At 72.8% G+C, this 20,911-nt stretch carries 13 protein-coding genes and 1 other RNA gene; 2 read left to right on the top strand and 12 right to left on the bottom strand.

The genetic code is table 11. The annotated features are described in order from the left end of the window. Positions 1 to 54: 54 nt before the first annotated feature. The 8 genes from ABZT03_RS25225 to ftsE form a co-directional block, all read right to left on the bottom strand. The gene (locus ABZT03_RS25225; protein ID WP_356042858.1) at positions 55 to 519 is read right to left on the bottom strand and encodes a hypothetical protein; all 465 of its coding nucleotides are present in this window, start codon (positions 517 to 519) and stop codon (positions 55 to 57) included. A 127-nt stretch (positions 520 to 646) separates the two neighbouring features. Beyond that, positions 647 to 1,273 carry a hypothetical protein gene (locus ABZT03_RS25220; protein WP_356042857.1) on the bottom strand — a complete coding sequence of 209 codons (627 nt, stop codon included), beginning with the start codon at positions 1,271 to 1,273 and terminating at the stop codon, positions 647 to 649. Between the two features lie 13 nt (positions 1,274 to 1,286). Continuing rightward, complete coding sequence (locus tag ABZT03_RS25215) at positions 1,287 to 6,038, bottom strand: ricin-type beta-trefoil lectin domain protein (protein ID WP_356042928.1); 4,752 nt, start codon at positions 6,036 to 6,038, stop codon at positions 1,287 to 1,289. A 462-nt stretch (positions 6,039 to 6,500) separates the two neighbouring features. Continuing rightward, positions 6,501 to 6,889, bottom strand: a transfer-messenger RNA (tmRNA) gene (gene ssrA, locus ABZT03_RS25210). A 187-nt stretch (positions 6,890 to 7,076) separates the two neighbouring features. Further along, positions 7,077 to 7,610, bottom strand: a complete 534-nt coding sequence (gene smpB / locus ABZT03_RS25205) for an SsrA-binding protein SmpB (RefSeq protein ID WP_356042855.1) — start codon at positions 7,608 to 7,610, stop codon at positions 7,077 to 7,079. Between the two features lie 80 nt (positions 7,611 to 7,690). Next, entirely contained in the window at positions 7,691 to 8,860 is a 1,170-nt protein-coding gene (locus ABZT03_RS25200; protein ID WP_356042853.1) for a S41 family peptidase, read from the bottom strand. Between the two features lie 67 nt (positions 8,861 to 8,927). Continuing rightward, entirely contained in the window at positions 8,928 to 9,848 is a 921-nt protein-coding gene (gene ftsX, locus ABZT03_RS25195) for a permease-like cell division protein FtsX (RefSeq protein ID WP_356042852.1), read from the bottom strand. Between the two features lie 29 nt (positions 9,849 to 9,877). Further along, complete coding sequence (gene ftsE, locus ABZT03_RS25190) at positions 9,878 to 10,567, bottom strand: cell division ATP-binding protein FtsE (protein ID WP_356042850.1); 690 nt, start codon at positions 10,565 to 10,567, stop codon at positions 9,878 to 9,880. Between the two features lie 317 nt (positions 10,568 to 10,884). Here ftsE and ABZT03_RS25185 point away from each other — a divergent pair, with 317 nt between their 5' ends. After that, positions 10,885 to 11,079 (top strand): hypothetical protein, encoded by a 195-nt coding sequence (locus ABZT03_RS25185; protein WP_356042849.1) that lies wholly within the window; start codon positions 10,885 to 10,887, stop codon positions 11,077 to 11,079. Positions 11,080 to 11,226: 147 nt separating this feature from the next. On the opposite strand, the gene ABZT03_RS25180 is transcribed toward ABZT03_RS25185, so the two are convergent. From ABZT03_RS25180 to ABZT03_RS25165, 4 genes are all read right to left on the bottom strand, one after another. Then, positions 11,227 to 11,838: a hypothetical protein gene (locus ABZT03_RS25180; protein WP_356042847.1), complete on the bottom strand. Its 612-nt coding sequence runs from the start codon at positions 11,836 to 11,838 to the stop codon at positions 11,227 to 11,229. Between the two features lie 300 nt (positions 11,839 to 12,138). Beyond that, positions 12,139 to 13,245: a peptide chain release factor 2 gene (prfB, locus tag ABZT03_RS25175; RefSeq protein ID WP_356042845.1), complete on the bottom strand. Its 1,107-nt coding sequence runs from the start codon at positions 13,243 to 13,245 to the stop codon at positions 12,139 to 12,141. Between the two features lie 177 nt (positions 13,246 to 13,422). After that, on the bottom strand, positions 13,423 to 14,667 hold the full coding sequence (locus ABZT03_RS25170; RefSeq protein WP_356042843.1) for a serine/threonine-protein kinase: 1,245 nt from the start codon (positions 14,665 to 14,667) through the stop codon (positions 13,423 to 13,425). A 139-nt stretch (positions 14,668 to 14,806) separates the two neighbouring features. After that, positions 14,807 to 16,516, bottom strand: a complete 1,710-nt coding sequence (locus ABZT03_RS25165) for a serine/threonine-protein kinase (protein WP_356042841.1) — start codon at positions 16,514 to 16,516, stop codon at positions 14,807 to 14,809. Positions 16,517 to 16,968: 452 nt separating this feature from the next. On the opposite strand from ABZT03_RS25165, the gene ABZT03_RS25160 reads away from it, so the two are divergent. Then, a complete protein-coding gene (locus ABZT03_RS25160) occupies positions 16,969 to 20,721 on the top strand; it encodes an FtsK/SpoIIIE domain-containing protein (RefSeq protein ID WP_356042839.1) in 3,753 nt (1,250 codons plus the stop codon). The last annotated feature ends 190 nt before the right edge of the window (positions 20,722 to 20,911 follow it).

The following is a 20,911-nucleotide window of genomic DNA, read 5'->3' as shown; positions in this document are numbered from 1 at the left end:
GCGTCCACACCACCCGCACGACTGCCCCGACGCGCTCGCGCCGCGCCGACGGGCTCACGCGACCGGCGCCCGGTCGGCTCGGCGCGCGCGCAACATGGCTTTGACGGTGCGAACCCGCCAGGCGGTGAAGGCGATGAGGACCATGCCGGTCAGGGCGGGCCACTTCCAGCCGCCGGAGCCGTCCCGGGTCGCGGTGTGTGCTCCCGGGCCGTCGACCAGGGCTGCGAGGGTGGCGTCGGGGCGGGAGTCGAGAACGCCGTCGACGGCGACGCTGTCGATCCGGACGGAGTGGTCGTCGGCGTCGAAGGAGCCGTCACACGCCCACCCCTCCGTCCACAGATCGGCCGAGCCACCGTCGGAGGGTCTGCACTCGTTCACGTACACGGTTCCAGGGACACCTGTCCCTTCGGCATAGGCCTGTATACCGCCGTGCACGGCGAGGAACAGACCGGCGAGGAGCCCGACGACGCCGATGGAGACCTCCCTCGGCAACGCAGGCAGGAGACGGAGAAGGAACATGGGGTGGAGAGTCCCTTGCGTCGAGGACGAATGGGAAAACGGGCGCCCCTCCGTCGCACCGCGCGGGGGAGGGGCGCCCTTCGGTTGAAGCGATCGCCCAGAGATGTGGGCGTGGAACACGCTCAGGCTAGGAGCTGACGAGGTGCTTCAGGTCGGACACGACGTACTGGCCGTAATCCAGTGCCGACCCGAGTGTTTCCAGCCTCGCGTAGTGGTGCGGAGACAGCCGTGCACCAGATTCCGTACCGGCTTCGGAGATCGCTCTCAGCAGCAGCCGGAACGCGAGGTCAGGGGTACAGCGGCGGGCGCACTCGGCCAGCGCGCCCCTGACCTCACTCGGGACCGACCCGGCCCGGCCGATCTCGGCCAGGACCGCGTCTGCCAGTTCCGTGCCGTCCTCCTTACCGGGTTCGGCGGGCGGCGGGGTGTTCTCCTTCGTGGACAACCAGGCGTCGCACACGGCGACGAGCGTTTCCATCCACTGTTCACCCGACGTGACGCCGGTACGTCCTCCGGAGAAGAAGCCCGGCCCCGTCGCCGTCCCGGCCTGCCACAGTGCCTCGATCGTTTCCGAGGGAAGGCCCCGCAGCAGCCGAGCGTCCTTCCGGACCGCGAGAACGCTCTGCTGGTCCAGCCCCTCCCAGAGGTGGTACTCGGTTGCCGCGGCAGCCGTCGGCCCATGATGAGACCAGTCCTCGTGGAACATGCTCATCAACCAGGTCACGCCGAAGTCGGACTCGTCCGTACCCTGCACTGACTGTCACCTCCTAGATCGGGAACGCCGTGAACACGTAGTAGCCGGACTTGTGCCCCTTCGCCCGCTTGAGCACGATCCTGTACCCGTTCTTGGCGTCGGCAAAGGTTCTGTCCGTCTTGGCCACATAGCCGAGGGAGTTCGCTCCGAAGGTCCCCGTCAACGCCTTCTCCCGCTGGCTGCCGCGCAGCCACCTCGAGATCTCTGCCGCCTTGCTCTTCAGTGCTGCGTCCACCACCGCCTGTGCCGTCGCGAGGTCGGTGAACACCCCGTTGGGGCCTCCCTTCTCGATGGCGATTTCAGTCGCCCGCGCGCGGGAGGTCACGTACCCGGCTCCGGCGCCGGCCGTGTGCTCGTCGAGGGTATGCGCCAGCCCGGAGAACTCCGTCGCGTCGGCCACGAGGTCGTTGCAGTTGTGGACCAGGACCGGAGTGCTTCCCGCCACCGCGTAGAACGTGTGCAGGCCCGACACCGTCAGGTCGTACACGGTCCGTCGTGCCGAGACGTTCCGGTCGCGTACCGCGGCCACCGTCCGGAGGGTTCCGTCCGTGGTGCGCAGGCTGTCACCGTCACGCAACTCCGACGCGAGGATCCAGCCCCGCCCGGTGACGTAGAACCTGTGCCCCGGTGTGCTTGTCAGACGTCCGCCGTCGTCCAGGGTGACGACCAGCAAGTCCTCCGTGAGGTGGGAGAACGTGCGGGTGACCGGCTCGCCCAGGGTGCGCCCCGTGGCGGGGTCGGTGGCCAGGAGCAGGTCGCCGTACCGCACCTCACGGATCGCCTTGCGGCTGCCGTCGGCCAGGACCACCTCGGTGCCGCCGGGGAAGCTGTTGATCCGGCACGCCGTGCGCGCGTCCTCGTAGACCTTCACGCTCCGCTCGATCCGGGCCAGCGTCTGCGGGTCCACATCGTCCAGGGCCTTCAGCGCCTTGAGCGCGTCCGAGACCCCGATCCCGGTCTTCATCGCGGCGTCGAGCCCGCGGAGGAGCTCGGCGACCTTCTCGAAGGCCTTGCCCGGGATGAAGTTGGACGCGAACCAGGCGCAGCCGGCCTTGTCGCCGTGGTAGCAGCGGACGGCGTCGCCCAGCACCACCTCGTAGAGGACCGCGCCCAGGGTGTCGCCGAACAGGGCCTGCCAGCCGAGCCGGGTGATGTCACCGGCGCTGAAGTGGTGGGTCCACTTCTGCACCTGGTTCTTGAGGACCTCCGTCTTGAGGAAGGCGGTGTCCTCCTGCGGGCAGCCCGACTCGGTGGCCGGGACGTCCGGGTTCTCGCAGAAGTAGTAGCTGACCGTGACGTCGACGTGGAGTTCGTACGTCACCGTGCAGCCCTGCAGCGTGTAGTCGCACGGGTTGAGCTGCTTGCCCGGTGCCGCCTCGGTCATCTTGTCGATGATGTAGAAGACACCGCCGATGCCGGTCCCCGCGCCCGCCTGCACCTGCTTGTTCGCGTCGTTGCGCGCGGCCTCGTCCGCCGCCTGTTGCGCCGAGTCGGCGTATTTCTGCGCGTCCTTCGCCGCTTCCTCGGCCGCGGTGGCCTCGGCGTCGGCGCGGTCGGCCGCGGCACGGGCGTCCTTCGCGGCCTGTTCGGCCTCGGAGGCCGCCGTGCGGGCCGCCTCGGCGTCCAGGGCCGCCTGGTCGGCGCTGTCACGGGCGTCCTTGGCGTAGCCCTCGGCGTGGCCGGCCGCCTTGTCGGCCGCGGCCGCGTCCGTGGTGGCCTGCTGGTCGTACCCGATGGCACGCGCCAGTGACCGCTGCGCGTCCGCCGCGTACGTGGCCGCCTCCGCGGCGTAACCCAGCGCCTCCTTGGCCGACTTGCGGGCGTCCGCCGCGTGACCGGCCGCCTCCGCGGCGATGGTGTACGCGGCCTTCGCGTCGCCCGTCGCCGCGTTCGCGAGGCTCGCCGCCTGCTCGGCGTTCTTCTGCGCGTTGACGGCGTGCGCCTCGGCGACCGCCTGCTGCTGCTCGGCGATCGTCTTCGCGGACTGTCCCGTCAGGACGACGAGACCGGCCGTGGAGTCGGAGTCGGCATACGGCGAACCGAGCTGGATCGCGTCGTTCGCCGGTGCCGCGACCTGCCGCGCCGAGGCGCCCGCGTCCTCCGCCGCCTGCGCGGTCGTATAGGCGTGACCGGCCGCGTCGGCCGCTCCCGCGACCGCCTTCACGGCCTGCGCCTGCGCCGCGTCCGCCTGGGTCTTCGCGTCCGCCGCGTCCTTCTCGGCGTCGTCGGCGAGCTTGACCGCGGTGCGGGCGGCGGCGGCCGAGGCCTGGGACGCCTTGATCGCGTCCGCCGCCGCGCTCGTCGCGGTGCGTACCGCGGCGTCCGCCTTCAGCTTGGCCGCCTGCGCCGCGTCCGAGTCGGACCGTGCGCGCTTGGCCGCGGCCTCGGCGCGTGTGGCGGCCGCGTCGGCGTCCGCCGCCGCCCTGCCCGCCGCGTCCGCCTCGGAGCGGGCCGAACCCGCGGCCGCCTCGGCGTCGTCGGCGGCATGATCGGCGTCGTTCGCCGCCGCCCGTGAGTCCGCCGCGTCGTCCGAGGAGTCGTGGGCCTCGGCGTAGGCGTCCTTGGCGTCGGCCTTGGCGCGGGCCGCGTTCGCCTTGCTCTCGGCGTCCCAGGCGTCGTCCGACTTGCCCTTGGCCCGGTCCCGTGCGGCTTCCGCGTCCTCGCGCTTGCCGCGGGCGGTCGACTCGGCGGCCTCCGCCCTGCCCTTCGCCTCGGTGGCCGTCCTCGCGTACGCCTCGGCGTTGGTCCTGTGCTGGGCGGCCTCGGCCTGCTTGGCCGCGGCGGTCTCCTTCTCCGCCTTGGCCGTCGCCTCCTCCGCCTCGGCCGCAAGCCGTTTGGCGTGCGCGGTCGCGGCGGCGGCCTTCGCGTCGGCCTCGGCCTTCTGCGTCTCGGCCAGCTTGGCCTTCGCGGTGTCCCGGGCGGCCTTCGCGGTCTGCGCCTGTACGGCGGCCGCGTCGGCGGCGGCCTTCGCCTGCTCGTTGGCCGCCTGTGCGGCGGCCGTACGGAACGCCGCCTTCGACTGCGCGGCCTGCGTCAGCGCACGGGCGGCGATGGTCGCGCTGTCCCCCGCGGCCGCCTTCGTGGCGGAGTACGCGGTGTCACCGGCCTTCGCCAGGGCGTCCAGCGCGGCCGACGACGCCTTCGTCACCTGTGCCTTCTGCTGACCGACCAGCAGACCGCGGCCCCGGGGAGCGCCCGCCTTGTCGGCGATGGCGTAGGCGGCCTGTGTCGCGGTGTCCGTGTCGGTGGCCGACTTCTTCGCCGCGGCGGCCTGCGCCTTGAGCAGGTCGAGCTGCTTCTTCGAGGCGGCCTGCGCGGCCGTGACGCCCGCCTTCGCCTTGTCGAACTGGGCCTTGGTCGGGTAGTCCAGCTTGTCGGTGCCGTTGTGCCCCGACGGCGTGATGTCGAACTTCTGCGGGTCGGTGCCCTTGCAGTCGTACATCCGCGCGTCGCGGCCGTTGTCGTACGTCGCCAGGTCGAGGCAGTTGCCGGTGCCCGGGTTGTACAGCCGCGTCGCCGCGTGGCTGTTGTACTCCCACGCCTGCGCGGCGCTCTTGGCGTTGCACGTCAGGAGTTGCAGCACCGTCCCGTTGGCGGTGCCGGAGCCCTTCACGTCCAGGCACTTGCCGGAGTTGACGTTGACCAGGGCGCTGCCACTGATCTGCCACTTCTGCCCGGCGCTGCCGTTGCAGGTGTAGATCTGCACCGGGGTGCCGTTGTCCTTCTTGCCGCCCGCCGCTTCGAGGCACTTGTCGGCGGCGCCGTGCGCGTGCACGACCATCGGGCTGTCCCCGATCCAGCCGACACCGCCCGCGGACCAGTAGTCCTGCCAGCGGACCAGATGGTCGGCGATCCATGACTGGCCGAGCATCTCGCCGAGCGCGGTGGAGCCGGCGGCCAGGGCCTTCGTGGCGTCGCGGCTCGCGCCGAGGATCTGGTTGCGCTGCGTGGCCTGGGAGGCGATCTCCCTCTGCCACTCGGCGGACGCGTCCGCGACCTCCCTGCCGAGGACCTTGTCGGGGTCGGCGGGGCTGTGCCAGTCGCAGGAGGCGAAGCGGGACTTCAGGTCCTCGACCGCGATGCGGTGCTGCACGCTGCCCGGCTCGGGCGCGGTGCGCGGGAAGCCGCCGGAGGAGAGGAAGATGCGCGCGTCGTCGGCCCACAGGCCGTGCATGAAGATGCGGTCCTCCCACGCACGCTGCTCCGCCAGCGCCCGGTTCCACTCGTCACGCGGCAGGCTCGGGTCCGGGTCCTTGCCGTACAGCGGGGTGCCGAGGTCGGTGACCGCCTTCGCCGTGGCGTCGTCGGCTTTCGGCGTCGGGTCCTCGTAGTAGTCGCCCTCGCTCTTCCACCATTGCGCGCCCAGCCACGGGGAGATGCCGACCTGGTCGAAGAAGTCCTTTCCGCGACCGGCGGTGCCCGGAGGATCGTAGAAGTCCGCGACGCTGGTGAAGTTGCCGGGCGTCGACAGACCGGACAGCGGCTTCTGCCATTCGTCGAGCCGCCCGTACAGGTCGATCTTGTCGATGTCGTCGCGGTCCTTCTGGAACGCGGTGCTCAGCGGAGTGGTGTTCCAGTACTCGCGGTCGGCCGCGGTGTGCAGCTTGTCCGGGCTCTGACCGAGACCGTCCTGGGCGACGCCGTACATGGCCGGCCCGCCCATGCGCAGCACCTCGGTCATCAGGCACTGGTCCTGGCGGATCTGCTCGGCGGCCTTGGCGTCGAAGCCGTCGTAACTGTCGCCGCTGTCGGCCACGGGGGCCATGTCGTCGGCCGCGTACCGGCTGAGCAGGTCCGGCTGGACAGCCAGGCCGCCGAGCAGGGCCGCCGCGACGGCGGACGTCAGCAGGGTGGTGAGTGGTCCGGACCGTGCTGATCCGGGTTTGATGAACCCTCGTTTCGGGCGCAAGGAGGCATCCCTTCATCGCGTGATGGGCAACCGGGGTCGCCCGCGCGGCAGGGCATGCGTGAAGAGCCGGCTCGCGGCATGACAAACGGTCTGTCTCTCCCCGTGGCGACGGTGTCCCCCGGTCGCCTGATGTCGCGCACGATGACGGAGTGGTCGGCTCCGCCGGGCGCGGCGTTCACCATAGTCAGACGTGACGGGGTCAGGACAAGGGCTGGAGAGGGGAACGGGGACATTGTGATGATCCAGTGTCCGAACGCCGCCCCGACAGCACAAAGGCCCCGTCGCTCGAAAGCGGCGGGGCCTTTGGCCACATGGGATGAGTGGAGATGGCGGGAATCGAACCCGCGTCCAACGGTGCAGAATCAGGGCTTCTCCGAGCGCAGTTCGCTGAGATTTTCTCAGCCCCGGAGATCACGCGAACAAGTCTCCGACGGGCTCAGTCACTGTTTGATTTCCCGCCGAACCCCGTGACCGGGCTCGACGGTTTAGTTCCCTAGATTATGCCAGGATCCGGGTCGGGAACACTCCCGGGCTGACACCCATTAAGGGTCCTTCACTCACTGCTTATTAGGCAGCGAGGGCGAAGGACTGGGAATCGCTCTTGGAATTGGCGATTATTGGTTGCGACATATGGTTTACGAGATCATTGCCGCTTCCTCGGCTCGCTTCCCCTGCTTCGACAGCCGCTGTCGAAACCGATCATCCCCATGTTGATTTTTCAAAACCGGATCTCGCGACCCGGGTCCCGCTCACGCACCCGCTGTGAGGTGCGGATGCCATCGTACGTGACCAACGCGCGCACGTGCCACCGTATTCCCGGCCGCCGCGCCCGCGGCCGGCCCCGGCATCCCGCCCGCCGGCTCCGCGGCCACTCGCCCGCCCCACGTGCCGGCGCTATTCGCCCCGCTGCTTGCGCTTCGCCGCGGCGATCGCGCGGTCCGACTCGCGCCGGTCCTGCTTCTCGCGCAGGGTCTGCCGCTTGTCGTACTCCTTCTTGCCTCGCGCGAGCGCGATCTCGGCCTTGGCCCGGCCGTCCTTGAAGTACAGGGCGAGGGGCACGATCGTGTGACCCGTCTCCTCGGACTTCGCCGCCAGCTTGTCGATCTCCTCGCGGTGCAGGAGCAGCTTGCGCTTGCGGCGCACGGTGTGGTTGGTCCACGTGCCCTGGCTGTACTCGGGGATGTGGGCGTTGTGCAGCCAGGCCTCGTTCTGGTCGATCTGCACGAAGCCGTCGGTCAGCGAGGCGCGTCCCTGGCGCAGCGACTTGACCTCGGTGCCGGTGAGCACGAGCCCGGCCTCGTAGGTGTCGATGATCGCGTAGTCGTGGCGGGCCTTCTTGTTCTGCGCGACGATCTTGCGCTTGCCGTCCTTGACCTTGCCGGTGGCCGGCGCCCCCTGCTTCGGCTGGGACTCTTTCGGTACGTACATTCCCTTGCTCATAGTGCTGCCATTTTCGCACCCCGAGGGGGTCCGGGGGAAAGCCGATTACCAGGAGGCGGGACGAACGGTCACGGAGTGTCCCCGAGCCCGCCCAGGACGGTCTCCGCGCGTTCCAGCGCCCCGGCGCCCGCGTCGAGGTCGGGCGTGATGCCGGTGCCGTCGACACCGCGGCCCAGCGGGGTGCGGTAGTGGCCCACGGTGAGCTCGGCGACGGAGCCGCCGGGCAGCCGGCTCGGCATCTGCACCGAGCCCTTGCCGAAGGTCCTGGAGCCCACGACGACCGCGCGGCCGCGGTCCTGGAGGGCACCGGTGAGGAGTTCGGCGGCGCTCATGGTGCCGCCGTCGACGAGGGTCACCAGCGGTCTGGCGGTGTCGCCGCCCGGCTGGGCGTGCAGGGCGCGCTGCCGGCCGTCGACGTCGTAGGTGGCGACCAGGCCGCCGTCGAGGAACGCGGAGGCGGCGGTGACGGCCTCGGTGACCAGGCCGCCTGAGTTGCCGCGCAGGTCGAGGATGACGCCGGAGGAGGCCGGGGCCTGCCGTACGGCGGTACGGACGACGTCGCCCGAGCCCCGGGTGAAGGAGCCGATCCTGATGACGGTGACGCCGTCGGCGAGCCGGCGCACGGTGACCGAGTCGGTGGACAGCCGGGCCCGGCGGACGGTGAGGGTCCACGCGCGCGTGCCGCGTTCCAGACCGAGGCGTACGCGCGTACCGGCGGGGGCGTCCGTGGTGTCGCCGCGCAGTAAGGAGACGACCTCGGTGACGGGACGCCCGTCGACCCGCTCCCCGTCGACGCTGCGCAGCCGGTCGCCCCGGTGGACACCGGCGATCGCCGCGGGCGAGCCGGCGGCCACCTTCGTCACCTCGATCCGGCCGTCGCGCTGTCGTCGCGCCCACAGGCCCACGCCGGTGTACGCGCCGTCCAGGGCCTCCTGGAACTCCTGGTAGTCGCCCGGGGAGTAGACGGCGGCCCAGCGGTCCCCGCTGCGGCTGACCGCGCGCTGCGCGGCCTCCACGGGGGACGCGCCGTCGGCCACGGCCGCGGCGGCCGCCTCGGTGACGTCCTCGTGGCGGGCGGCGGGGGCGGCCGAACGCGGGGCGCCGGACGCGGGTTTGGCGTCCGCGTCCGGGAGCGAGCCGGTCGCGGCACCGGCGACGAGCACGCTCGCGAAGACCAATGTCAGGGCCGCCCCGCGGCCGATGCGGCGGGGCTGGGAGAACAGGTCGGGGCCTGACATGCCGGTGAGTCTAGGACAAGGCAGAGGGCCGCACGGGCGGTTGCCCGTAAGGCCCTCTTGGCATGCGTCACACCTTCAGGTACTTGCGCAACGCGAAGAACGCGGCAAGCGCGGGCATCAGCAGGCTCGTCGCGAGGATGAGCGGCAGCTTCGTCAGGACGGCGTCCCAGCCGATGAAGTTGATCAGGTTCAGCTTCTCGGACAGGGCCAGCCCGTGGTCGATGAGGAAGTAGCGGGCGATCACCAGGAATCCGCAGGCGACCCCACCGCCGATGAGTCCGGCGACCGCGGCCTCCATGATGAACGGCGCCTGGATGTAGAAGCCCGAGGCGCCCACCAGGCGCATGATCCCGGTCTCACGCCGCCGGCTGAACGCGGAGACGCGCACGGTGTTGACGATCAGCATCAGGGCGACCACCAGCATCAGCGCCATCACCGCGCGGGCGGCCCAGTTCATGCCGTTCAGCAGCCCGAAGAGGTTGTCCAGGATGCCCTTCTGGTCCTGCACCGACTGCACGCCGTCGCGCCCGTCGAAGGCGGTCGCGATGACCTGGTACTTCTCCGGGTCCTTCAGCTTGATGCGGTACGACTCCTGCATCTGGTCCGGCGTCAGGGAACTGGCCAGCGGCGAGTCGCCGAACTGCTCCTTGTAGTGCTTGTACGCCTGGTCCTGCGACTCGTAGGTCACCTCCTGGACGACCGACGTCATCTTGTCCAGGTCGGCCCGGATCGCCTTCTTCTGGTCCTCGGTCACCGCGCCCTTGGCACAGTTGGGGTCGGACTCGGCGTCGCTCTTGTTGCAGAGGAACACCGAGACGTTGACCTTGTCGTACCAGTAGCCCTTCATGGTGGTGACCTGGTCGCTCATCAGCAGCGACCCGCCGAACAGGGCCAGGGACAGGGCGACGGAGACGATGACCGCGAAGGTCATCGTCAGGTTGCGGCGGAGACCGACGCCGATCTCCGACAGTACGAACTGGGCGCGCATGGCGTCTGGTTAAGCCTTTCCGTGGAGCGTCAGTGCTGGTAGCCGTAGACGCCGCGCGCCTGGTCGCGGACGAGGCGGCCCTGCTCCAGCTCGATGACCCGCTTGCGCATCTGGTCCACGATGTTCTGGTCGTGCGTGGCCATCACGACGGTCGTGCCCGTCCGGTTGATGCGGTCGAGCAGCTTCATGATGCCGACGGACGTCTGCGGGTCCAGGTTGCCGGTGGGTTCGTCGGCGATGAGCAGCTTGGGGCGGTTGACGAAGGCCCGCGCGATGGCGACGCGCTGCTGCTCGCCGCCGGACAGTTCGCCGGGCCTGCGCTCCTCCTTGCCGCCGAGTCCGACGAGGTCGAGGACCTGCGGCACGGACTTGCGGATCTCGCCGCGCGACTTGCCGATGACCTCCTGCGCGAAGGCGACGTTCTCCGCGACCGTCTTGTTCGGCAGCAGCCGGAAGTCCTGGAACACGGTTCCCAGCTGGCGGCGCATCTGCGGCACCTTCCAGTTGGACAGGCGCGCGAGGTCCTTGCCCAGGACGTGCACCTGACCGTGGCTGCACCGCTCCTCGCGGAGGATCAGCCGCAGGAAGGTGGACTTGCCCGAGCCGGAGGAGCCCACGAGGAACACGAACTCGCCCTTCTCCACTTCGAGGGAGACATCCCTGAGTGCGGGGCGGGTCTGCTTGGGGTAGACCTTGGATACGTTGTCGAATCGGATCACGGATGCACCACGGGTCGCCGGGGGTAGATGAGCGTGACCATACGCGAACCGGGTGCGCGAGCGCAGGCGGCGGTCGGGGTTGCGTGGGGGTTGTGGCGTTTTGTGTGGCGCGTAGTCGCTGCGCCGGGAGCGCTACGGCCGGAAAGGGTGTGCGGAACCGCCCGCCGGGCCGGGGGGAGGGGCGGGCGCGGGGCGATGCCCGTCACCCTTTTCACAGCGCCCGGGCGGCGCACCGGGGAACCTGGCACAGTGGAGGGGGAACGTTCGCGTTCCCGAAGGCGTTGTGTACATGGAACCGGTGCTAGGAGGGCGAGCGCATGACGTACGACCGGCTGGTGTGCGCGAACTGCGCGGCGCCCGTGAGCGAAGGCCGGTGCCCCGTGTGCCGTGCGAACCGCGCACGGCTGCAGCAGGAGAACAATCCCTTCGCGGGACTGAACCCGATGACACTGATCGCACTCCTCGCGGTGCTGGTCGCGGCGGTGGCCCTGCTGGCCCACCAGACCGCGTAGGACGTCCGCGAGCGCGTCCGCCCGGGTCTCACGGGAGCGGCGGGCTGTCGGCGGACGCACGGAAGGGCCCGGAGCGGTGCACGCTCCGGGCCCTTCGCCGTACGGCCGTACACGCGTGTCATCCACGCAGTACGGGCGCGGCCACCGTCAGGCGGCGGCGCCGCCGCGGCCGCTCACCAGACGCGGCAGGATGCGGAAGCCGATGCCGCCCGCGATCATCGTGGCGGCGCCGATCACCAGGAAGGTGGTCTGCGCGGCGCCGGTCTCGGCCAGCTGCTCGCCGTCGCTCTGGGTGGTGGTGTCCGTACCGGTGTCGGTGAGGGACGAGGTGCCCGCCTCCTGCGCGGAGGTGCCGCCGTCGGGGTCGGCGTTGTTGCCGCCGCCCGTGTTGCTGCCCCCTCCGGTGTTGCCGCCGCCGCCGGTGTTGCTGGTGCTGCCGCCGGTCGGGGCGTGGGTGGGCGCGGTGGTGGGGTCGTCCGTCGGGTCCTCGGTGGGCTCGGTGGGCTCCTCCGTGGGCTCGGTCGGGTCGTCCGTGGGGACGACGGTGGGAGGAGTCGCGGTGGGAGTCCCCGTGGGGAGCTCGGTCGAGGTCGGGGTCGGCGTGCCGGTGTCGTCCACCGTCACGGCGACACCGGTCTCGTCCGCGGTCACACCGAGCTCCAGGGCGGAGGCGGCGCCTGCCACGGTCAGCGAGGCACCGGCCGCGACGACGGCGGCGGCGGCTATCCGCGCGACACGGATCCGCGTCTTCTTGGTCATAAGGTTGCTACCCCCAGTAGCTTCTCGTCAGTGAGGCGGCGCCCGGGGCCGTGATCGACGGGGGTGGCTGCGTTGAGAGTCCCCCGGTTCACATGCGCCCCAGAGATACGCATGCCGAGCCTCACCCTCGCGAGTTTTCGACGCATCGTCAAGGCCGTTGCGTACGCGATGTCCTGCTACGCGTTCTTTGCCGGTGGTCGGAGTGTGTGAGTGTGATGCAAAACCCAGACACTCGGCCCGGAGACGGGCACAGAAAAGGCAACTGCCGCCCCGCGGGCGACAGTTGCCGAGTCGACAAAGTTACTTCTCCCGCTGCTTGCGCCAGCGAATTCCGGCCTCCAGGAAGCCGTCGATCTCACCGTTGAACACGGCCTCGGGGTTGCCGACCTCGAACTCGGTGCGCAGGTCCTTGACCATCTGGTACGGGTGCAGGACGTACGAACGCATCTGGTTTCCCCAGGAGTTGCCGCCGTCGCCCTTGAGGGCGTCCATCTTGGCCTGTTCCTCCTGCCGGCGCCGGTCGAGGAGCTTCGCCTGGAGGACGTTCATCGCGGACGCCTTGTTCTGGATCTGCGAGCGCTCGTTCTGACAGGAGACGACGATGCCGGTGGGGAGGTGGGTGAGCCGCACCGCGGAGTCGGTGGTGTTCACGCCCTGGCCGCCGGGGCCGGACGAGCGGTACACGTCGATCCGCAGCTCGGACTCGTCGATCTCGATGTGGTCGGTCTTCTCGACCACGGGCAGGATCTCGACGCCCGCGAAGGAGGTCTGCCGGCGCCCCTGGTTGTCGAACGGCGAGATCCGCACGAGCCGGTGCGTGCCCTGCTCCACGGAGAGCGTGCCGTAGGCGTACGGGATCTGGACGGCGAAGGTGGTGGACTTGATGCCCGCCTCCTCCGCGTACGAGGTCTCGTAGATCTCCGTCTTGTAGCCGTGCTGCTCGGCCCAGCGCAGGTACATGCGCTGGAGCTTCTCCGCGAAGTCGGCGGCGTCGACGCCACCGGCCTCGGCGCGGATGTTGACCAGCGCCTCGCGGGAGTCGTACTCGCCGGAGAGGAGGGTGCGGACCTCCAACTCGTCCAGCGCCTTCTTCACCGAAACGAGCTCCGCCTCCGCCTCCGCGCGGGTGTCGGGGTCGTCCTCCTCCTCGGCCATGTCGAAGAGCACGGACAGATCGTCGATCCGCCCGCGCAGCACGTCCGCCTTCCTGACCTCGGCCTGGAGGTGGGAGAGCTTGCTGGTGATCTTCTGCGCCTCGTCCGGGTTGTCCCACAGGGACGGCGCGGCCGCCTGCTCCTCGAGCACGGCGATGTCTGCCCTCAGCTTGTCGAGGTCCAGAACGGCCTCGATCGACTCCATGGTCGAGGAGAGGGACTTGAGCTCTTCGGATACATCGACGACTGCCACACCTCCAGCCTAACGGCTCCGCCAACCGGGGAGCGCCGGGTACGGGGTCCTGCCGGGGGTGGGGGGGGGCGGGGGTGCCGGTGCCGGCCGGCCGCGAGCTGGGCGGTGGGTGCCCCGGCCGACCGTGGGCCGGGGGGCGGGTGGCCGGGCGGTCGCCGTCCCGCGCGGGGCGGGTGGTCAGGGAGTCGTCGGGGCCGAGGTCTCCGGGTTCTGCGGGTCCGCTCCCGTGCCGTCGCCGGACGTGGCCGCCCAGGTGCCGACCCCGGCGGCCGCCACCAGCAGCACCGCGGCCGTTCCCAGCACCACGCGCCGGCGCCGGGTGGTCGCCCTGTGCCGGGCCGAGCCGGGCCGGGGCGCCCCCGCCGGCCGTGGCACGCGGGCGGTGCCGAGGGCGCCGCCGGCCAGTTCGTCGGGGCCCGGCACCCGCATCGAGGTGTGGGTGTCCCGGTTGGAGTCGGCCGGCTTGGCGCCCGGGACCAGCGGTACCGCTCCGCGCCGCCGTACCTGTTCCCCCGTGGGCGCCGAGCCGGCGGACACCTCCTCCGGCGTCTCCTGCTCGGACTCCGCGTCCGGCTCGTCGACGTCCAGCGGCGGTATCCCGGCCAGCAGCGGCTGGAGCTCCCGCAGCCGGGCGCCCAGCTCCGAGGCGCGCAGCCGGGAGGCCGGCGCCTTGGCCAGGCACTGCACGATCAGCTGCCACAGCTCGTCCGGGATGCCGGGCAGCGGCACCACCGTCTCGGTGACATGGCGGCGCAGCACCGCCCCGGGGTGGCCGCCGCCGAACGGGGTGAAGCCCGCGAGCAGCTCGTACAGCACGGTCGCGAGGGCGTAGATGTCGACCGAGGCCCTCGGCGGCAGGCCCTCCACGATCTCCGGAGCCAGGTAGTCGGGCGTGCCGATGATCTTCGTGGCGCGGGTCCGGCGGGGCGAGTCGATGAGCTTGGCGACACCGAAGTCCGTCAGCAGCGCCGGGTGCGCGCCGCCGGGGCCGAGCGGCCCCTGCATGTCGAGCAGGATGTTCTCGGGCTTCACGTCGCGGTGCACGACGCCGGCCGCGTGGGCCGCCGCCAGCCCGTCGGCCACGTCGGCGACGATCGCCACGGCCGCCTCGGGCGCCAGCCGCTTCTCCCGGTCGAGCCGGGTGCGCAGGTCGGTGCCCCGGACCAGGTCCATGACCAGGGCCAGGTCGTTGCCGTCGACGACGAGGTCGCGGACGGACACGATGTGCGGGTGCTCCAGCCCGAGCAGGGCGGTGCGCTCCTGGACGAAGCGTCCGACGAGTTCCTGGTCGGACGCGAGGTCCTCGCGCAGCAGCTTGACGGCGACGGGCCCCTCGGGCCCCTCACCCAGCCACACCGTGCCGGCGCTGCCCCGTCCCAGGATCTGGTGGGCGGTGTACCGGCTGCCGATCTTCCGTGCCAAGGCTGCTCCTACGGACGCGTGTTGTCGCTAAAGCTACGCGTCGGACGACCCAACCTTCACCGCGGAGACGGAAATCACCCGCCGGGTGTCGACAAATCCCCAGAGTCGGGGTTCCTGAGGGCGGTTCCCGAGGGCCGGATCAGCCGCCGTTCAGTTTCCCGAGCTGCTTCCGCACCGTGTGGGACCAGTCCCCGAGCTGGTCCCAGAAGCCCTTGCCGGTGCCGATCCAGTGCTGCAGCGGGCTGAGCTCCCAGACCAGCCAGGCCGCCACGAACAGGATGACGATCGTGAACAGGCATCCCTTCAGGCAGCCCAGACCGGGGATCTTCATCGGGTTGGCACTGCGCTGGCGCGGCTCGCGGGGCTCACGCGCGGGCCGCTGCGGCTGCTGGGGCCGCTGCGGGGCGGGCGGTGCGTACCGCTGCTGGGGCTGCTGGTGCTGCGGGGCGTACTGCTGCGGCTGTTGCTGCTGCGGATAGCCGTAGCCGGGCCCGCCGCCCTGCGGGGGGTGCTGCTGCCGGTTGCGCTGCGGCTGCTGCTGGGGACGCTGCTGCTGCTGCGGCCGCGACACCTGGCGCTGGGGGCGCCGGCGCAGCGGGTCCTCGTCGGGGTCGAGGTACTGGACCTGGGTCTGCTCGTTGCGGTCGCGGGCGGCGCGCAGCTGGTTCTGCCAGGGGTGCGGTTCCTCGGGCTGCCCGGGACGACCGGACTGGCCGGGCTGCCCCGGGGGCACCGGCGGCATGACGGCCGTCGGGTCGGCGGCCCCCGTGTTCGGCAGTACGGCGGTGGGGTCGGCGGCGCCCGCCGCGCCGCCGGTGTGCGGCAGGTAGCTGGTCGCGGCGTTCGGGTCGTAGCCGTTCGGGTCGTAGGCGCCCGCGCCGTGCGGCAGCACCTGCGTGGGGTCCGCGGAACCGGCCGCGCCGGGCACGGCGGCCGGCGCCGGGTCCGGTGCGAGCAGGACGGCGACGTTGTCGGCGGCGCCGATCTGCGCGGGGCTCGCGTGCACGCCGATGCCCTCGGCGACGACCCGCAGGCCGCGCGCGAGGTTCTCGGCGCTGGGCCGCTGGTCGGGGTTCTTGCGCAGGCAGCGCTCTATGACCGTCCAGAGCGGGTCGGGGACCGTGGAGGGACGGCGCGGCTCGGCGCTCAGGTGCTGGTGGAGCACTTCGAGGGCCGACCCTCCGCCGAACGGGGGACGGCCGGTGACGAGCTCGTACAGCAGGATGCCGGCGCCGTAGACGTCGACGGCCGAGGTCTGCGGGCGGCCCTCGGCGGACTCCGGTGCCACGTAGGCCGGGGTGCCCACGAACTCGTGGGTGCGGGTGAGGCCCGGGGAGTCGGCCAGGCGCGCGATGCCGAAGTCGGTCAGCATCGGGTGCATCTGGCCGCCGTCCTGCCGCAGCAGGACGTTCGCGGGCTTCAGGTCGCGGTGCACGACGCCGTCGGCGTGGCTGGCGGCGAGCGCGTCGGCGATCTGCGCGGTCAGCAGGGCGGCGGCGACCGGCGTGAAGGGGCCGTTCTCGCGCAGGTAGCGGTGCAGGTCGGGGCCGTCGACGAGGTCCATGACCAGGGCCAGCAGGTCGCCCTCGACCACCAGGTCACGCACCCGCACGATGTTCGGGTGGGTCAGGCGGAGCAGGACGGAGCGCTCCCGGAGGAAGCGCATCACGATGTCGGCGTCGCTCGCGAGCTCTTCCTTCAGGACCTTGATCGCGACGGTCTCGCCGGGCTGGCCGGGGACGGCTGCCTCCGCGCCCGCGGTCTCCCGCTGGCGGGCTCGCCAGACGGTGCCCGTGGCGCCGCGTCCGAGCGGCTCCTCGAGCAGGTACTTGCTGCCTACCGGCCGCACGTCATGCGCTCCCTGCTGCTTGCTTGCCTGGCCCCCGCCGCGGACCGGCCTGCCGGTCCGTTGTGCTACGAGGTGTTCCGACCCACTGTAGTGCCGCCGTGCGGAGCACCGTCTGACGTCTTCCTGTGCGTCTTACGTACCGCCTCCCGGGCGTGTTCGAAAGAAAGACGCTCGACTTGGTCCCCCGGTTGCCGCAGGCCGGACGTGACCGATCTCAAGTCGTCGGCGAACGATCACTCGCACGACACTGGTCAGGCACTTTTGCGGGCAGAGCCGACCAATCAAGATCATTTGATGGTGGGGGGCGGGCGGGTTGTCAGTGACAGGTGCGAGGATGCCTGCAGTACTGGCCGACGTGCTCGTCCGGCGGTGGGGGAAGTCCGCGGTGGGGGACCGCGGGGCCGCTTCGTCCCCGCTCGCGAGCGCCCGCGCAGAAGGGACCGCTGACGGCGATGCAGATCCGGCTGACCGTCGTAGACCCGCAGGGCCCGACCTCCCCCACGCCCGGTTCCTCGCGCGCGGAGGGGCTCTCACCGGCGCGGGGCCGCGCCGCGAGCTGCGACGTGCTGGTGACGGCGCCCGCCGGCACCGCCCTGGCGGCCGTGGCCTCGGCGCTGGCGTCGGCGGTCTCCGGCGATCCGGGCGCAGCCCAGCCCGAGCGCGGCCGCGAGTCGGGCGGCCAGGTCGTGCTGTACGCGGGCGCGGAGCGCCTCGACGGCGGCCGCTGCACCCTCGGCGAGCCCCCGCTGATCGACGGCGCGGTGCTGTCCCTCGGCGCCCCCGCCGAACCCGAGCCGCACCCCGAGGTCGACGACGCCCCCACCCGGTTGCACGTGGTCGCGGGTCCCGACGCGGGCGGCGTCCACCTGCTGCACGGCGGTCAGATCCACCTCGGCCGTTCCGCCGACGCCGACGTCCCGCTCGACGACCCGGACGTCTCGCGCCTGCACTGCGCGGTCACCGTCGCCGCCGACGGCCGCGTCTCGGTCGCCGACCTCGACTCCACCAACGGCACCACCCTGGACGGCACCCGCGTGGGCACCCGACCGGTCCGTTTCGCCCCGGGCGCATTGCTGCGCATCGGTGAATCGGCCCTGCGGCTGACTCCCGCCGGAGGACCGGGCGCGCGTATGCCCACGACACCGGACGGCGAGGGGCAGGTGCGGGTCCCCGCCGGGAGCGGTACGGCGGACGGCGGCCACGCGGGCACCCATGCCCACCTCGGGGACCCCGGCGACCCCGGCGACACCGGGGACGCAGCGGCACGCGCGCGGGACGCCGTCGGCGCCGGGAGCGGCACCCCAGGCCCCACCGGGCCGACCCGGCACACGTACGGATCGGCCGGATGGGCCGCGTCCCACGTCGAGCAGGCCGCCCAGGGACAGGGCCGCGCCGAACCGCCCGGGGTGCCGGAGCAGGGCGGCGCGCCGCGCATCGAGAGCGCCGGCCCGCCCAGCGACGACGTCCGGGAGCAGGGGCCCTACGGCGGCCGGGCCGTCCTGCCGCGTCAGAACTCCGGCGGGGACACCCACGCCGGCGCCTCGGGCGCGCTCGGGGCCCCGGCGGGGCACACCCGCCCGGGCCACCCGGACGCCCGTCCGCGGGGCGGCCCCTCGGCGGACGCCGCCTCGGACGAGGACGCCTTCGCCGGACAAAGCGGCAAGCGGGACGGACAGCGCGGTGGCGAGCGCGGCGGACCACGCGACGGCGCGCGCGACCCGGAACACGGCGGCCGGCGCGGTGAACAGCGCGGCGGCCGGGAGTTCGAGGCCGGTGACCAGGAGGCAGGGGAGAACGGCCGCCGCAAGGGCACCCCCCTGCGCGGCACCGACGTCCCCCAGGGCCTGCGCAGGCGCGGCGGGATCGGCGCGTGGGCGCGGCGGCTCACCGGCGGGCGCGGAGAGCCGGAACCACCCGGCCCGCAGGTCTACGACGAGGAGCCGGCCCCGGTCGCCGTACAGCCGCCGGACCCGGCACCGCAGGCGCCGGAGACCTGGCCCGACCCGGCGGCCCTGCTGCTGACGGCGCTGGGCCCCGGGCCCCGCCTGTGGGAGCGCGAGCCGGGACACCCCGAGGCGCTCACCGTGCGGCTCGGCACCGCGGACCGGGCGGCGCCCGACGGCTCCGCACTGCTGCCGGTCGTGCCGGTGACCGCCGACCTGCGCGAGGCCGGGGCGCTGGGGCTGGCCGGGCCGCGCACCCGGCTCACCGGGCTGGCCCGCGCGGTGGTGGCCCAACTGGCCGCGCTGCACTCGCCCGACGCCCTGGAAGTCGTCCTGATCAGCGCGGACCGTGCCCGGCCCGTGGCCGAGCGGACCGCCGACTGGGCGTGGCTCGGCTGGCTCCCCCATGTGCGTCCGGGCCACGGCCAGGACTGCCGCCTGCTGCTCGCCTACGACCGCGAACAGGCCACGGCCCGCACCGACGAGCTGCTGCGCCGGCTGGAGGACCACCTCGCGGAGACCCGCGGCGGGCCGCGTCCCACGGCGGCGGGCAGCCGCCGGGACAGCGCGGCGGAGGCCGGCGACCGGGCCGGCAGCCCGCACGCCCACTCCCCGGCCCACCGCCCCGCCTGGGCCCGGGACGAGGACACACCCGACGGGACCGGCACCGGCGCGTCGTTCCCGGGGCCGTACACCGTGGTCGTCGTGGACGGCGATCCCGGGGGCGCCGCCGTGCGCGAGGCGGTGGCGCGGCTGGCGCTGGAGGGCCCGCGCGCCGGGATACACGTGGTGTGTCTCGCCGAGACGGCACCCGCCTCGCCGGCCTCACCGGTGACCGACACCTACGAGGCGGCCTGCGCGGCCTCGCCCACCTTCCGTGAGTGCGGCGCCGTCGCGCTGCTCAGCGGCGACGTGGCGACGGCGCTGCGGCTGCTGCGGGTCGCGCGGGCCGGATCGGGCACCGCCGAACCCGGTCCCGTCGGGCACGGCACGGTGGCCGCCGTGGACGCCGTCTCACCGGCCTGGGCGGAGCGCTTCGCGCGGGCGCTGGCGCCGCTGCGGACGGAGAGCGCCGCCGGGGAGCGGCTCACGCGGGTGTCCGCGCCGCTGCCTCAGGCGGCCCGCCTGCTGGACGAGTTGGGGCTGGCCCGGGCCACCCCGGCGTCCCTGATGGCGCGCTGGGCGGACGCCGCCGACGACGCGGACTCGCTGGGCGGGCGGGCCTGGGCCGTGCTCGGCGCCGGCCCGCGCGGCCCGGTCTGCGCGGACCTCGCGGCCGAGGGCCCGCACCTGCTGGTCGAGGGACCGCCGGGCAGCGGGCGGACGGAGCTGCTGCGTGCCGTCGTCGCCTCCCTCGCCGCCGCCGAACGCCCGGACCGCCTGAGCGTCGTCCTGATGGACGGCCGGGACAGTGTGGGCGGGGGCGGCGGACACGGCGAGGGCCTGCGGGTCTGCACGGACGTGCCGCACGTCACCACCCACCTGACCGCCAACGACCCTGTCCGCATGCGGGAGTTCGCGCAGTCCCTGAGCGCCGAGCTGAAGCGGCGGGCCGAGCTGCTGGGCCGCAGCGACTTCACCGAGTGGCACACAGGCCGTGAGCTGTCGGGCCGTATGGTCGCCCAGCGTTCGGCGGCGGCGCGCGCCGCGTCCGCGGGCGGCGACCAGGGCGGGGACCTCGACGTCCAGTCGAGTTCGACGCTGCGGTTGCGGCCCGCGGCGGCCCGCCGGCAGGCGGAGACCGCACCGCCGCTGCCCCGTCTCGTCGTCGTGGTGGACGACCTGGACGCCCTCGTCTCCCCCGCCCTCGGCTCGCCGGGCAGGCCCGCGGCCGGTTCGGTGATCCGCGCGCTGGAGGCAGTGGCGCGCGAGGGCGAGCGGCTCGGCGTGCACCTGGTGGCCGCCACCGGCCCCGGCGGCCGTACGGCGGAGACGGAGCCGGCGCGCCGCGCCACGCTGCGGGTCGCCCTCGACGCCCCCGCCGCGGGACCGGACGAACCGGCGCCCGGGCGGGGCCGGCTGACCTGGTCGGACGGGCGGCTGACGGTGTTCCAGGGGGGCCGGGTCACCGGCCGTATCCCCCGTACGGCGACGCTGCGGCCGACGGTCGTCGCGCTGGAGTGGTCGCGCATGGGCGACCCGCCGGCCCGCCGCCCGGTCCGGGAGCTGGGCAACGGCCCGACCGATCTGGCCCTGCTCGCCAGCGCCCTGGAGCGGGCGGCCCGGGAGGTGTCGGCACCGGAGGTGCCCTCCCTGCTGTGACCACCCCCGCGCGTCACGGTCCTGCCGTGGGGCCGGGACGCCCCGAACCACGTGCGAACGTGGCGGGCCGCGCCCTCCGTTGGCCGGAGGCGCCCCGGGCCGCGCGGTCAACCCGGTGTGCCGCGCCATGCCGTGGGGCCGGGGACGCCCCGGACCACGCGACGAACGAGGCGGGCCGCGCCCTCCGTTG

The organism is Streptomyces sp. NPDC005574, from assembly GCF_040605435.1.
Lineage (GTDB): Bacteria > Actinomycetota > Actinomycetes > Streptomycetales > Streptomycetaceae > Streptomyces.
The sequence above is the reverse complement of the archived record's forward strand: the minus strand, read 5'-3'. Positions and strand labels throughout refer to the sequence as shown.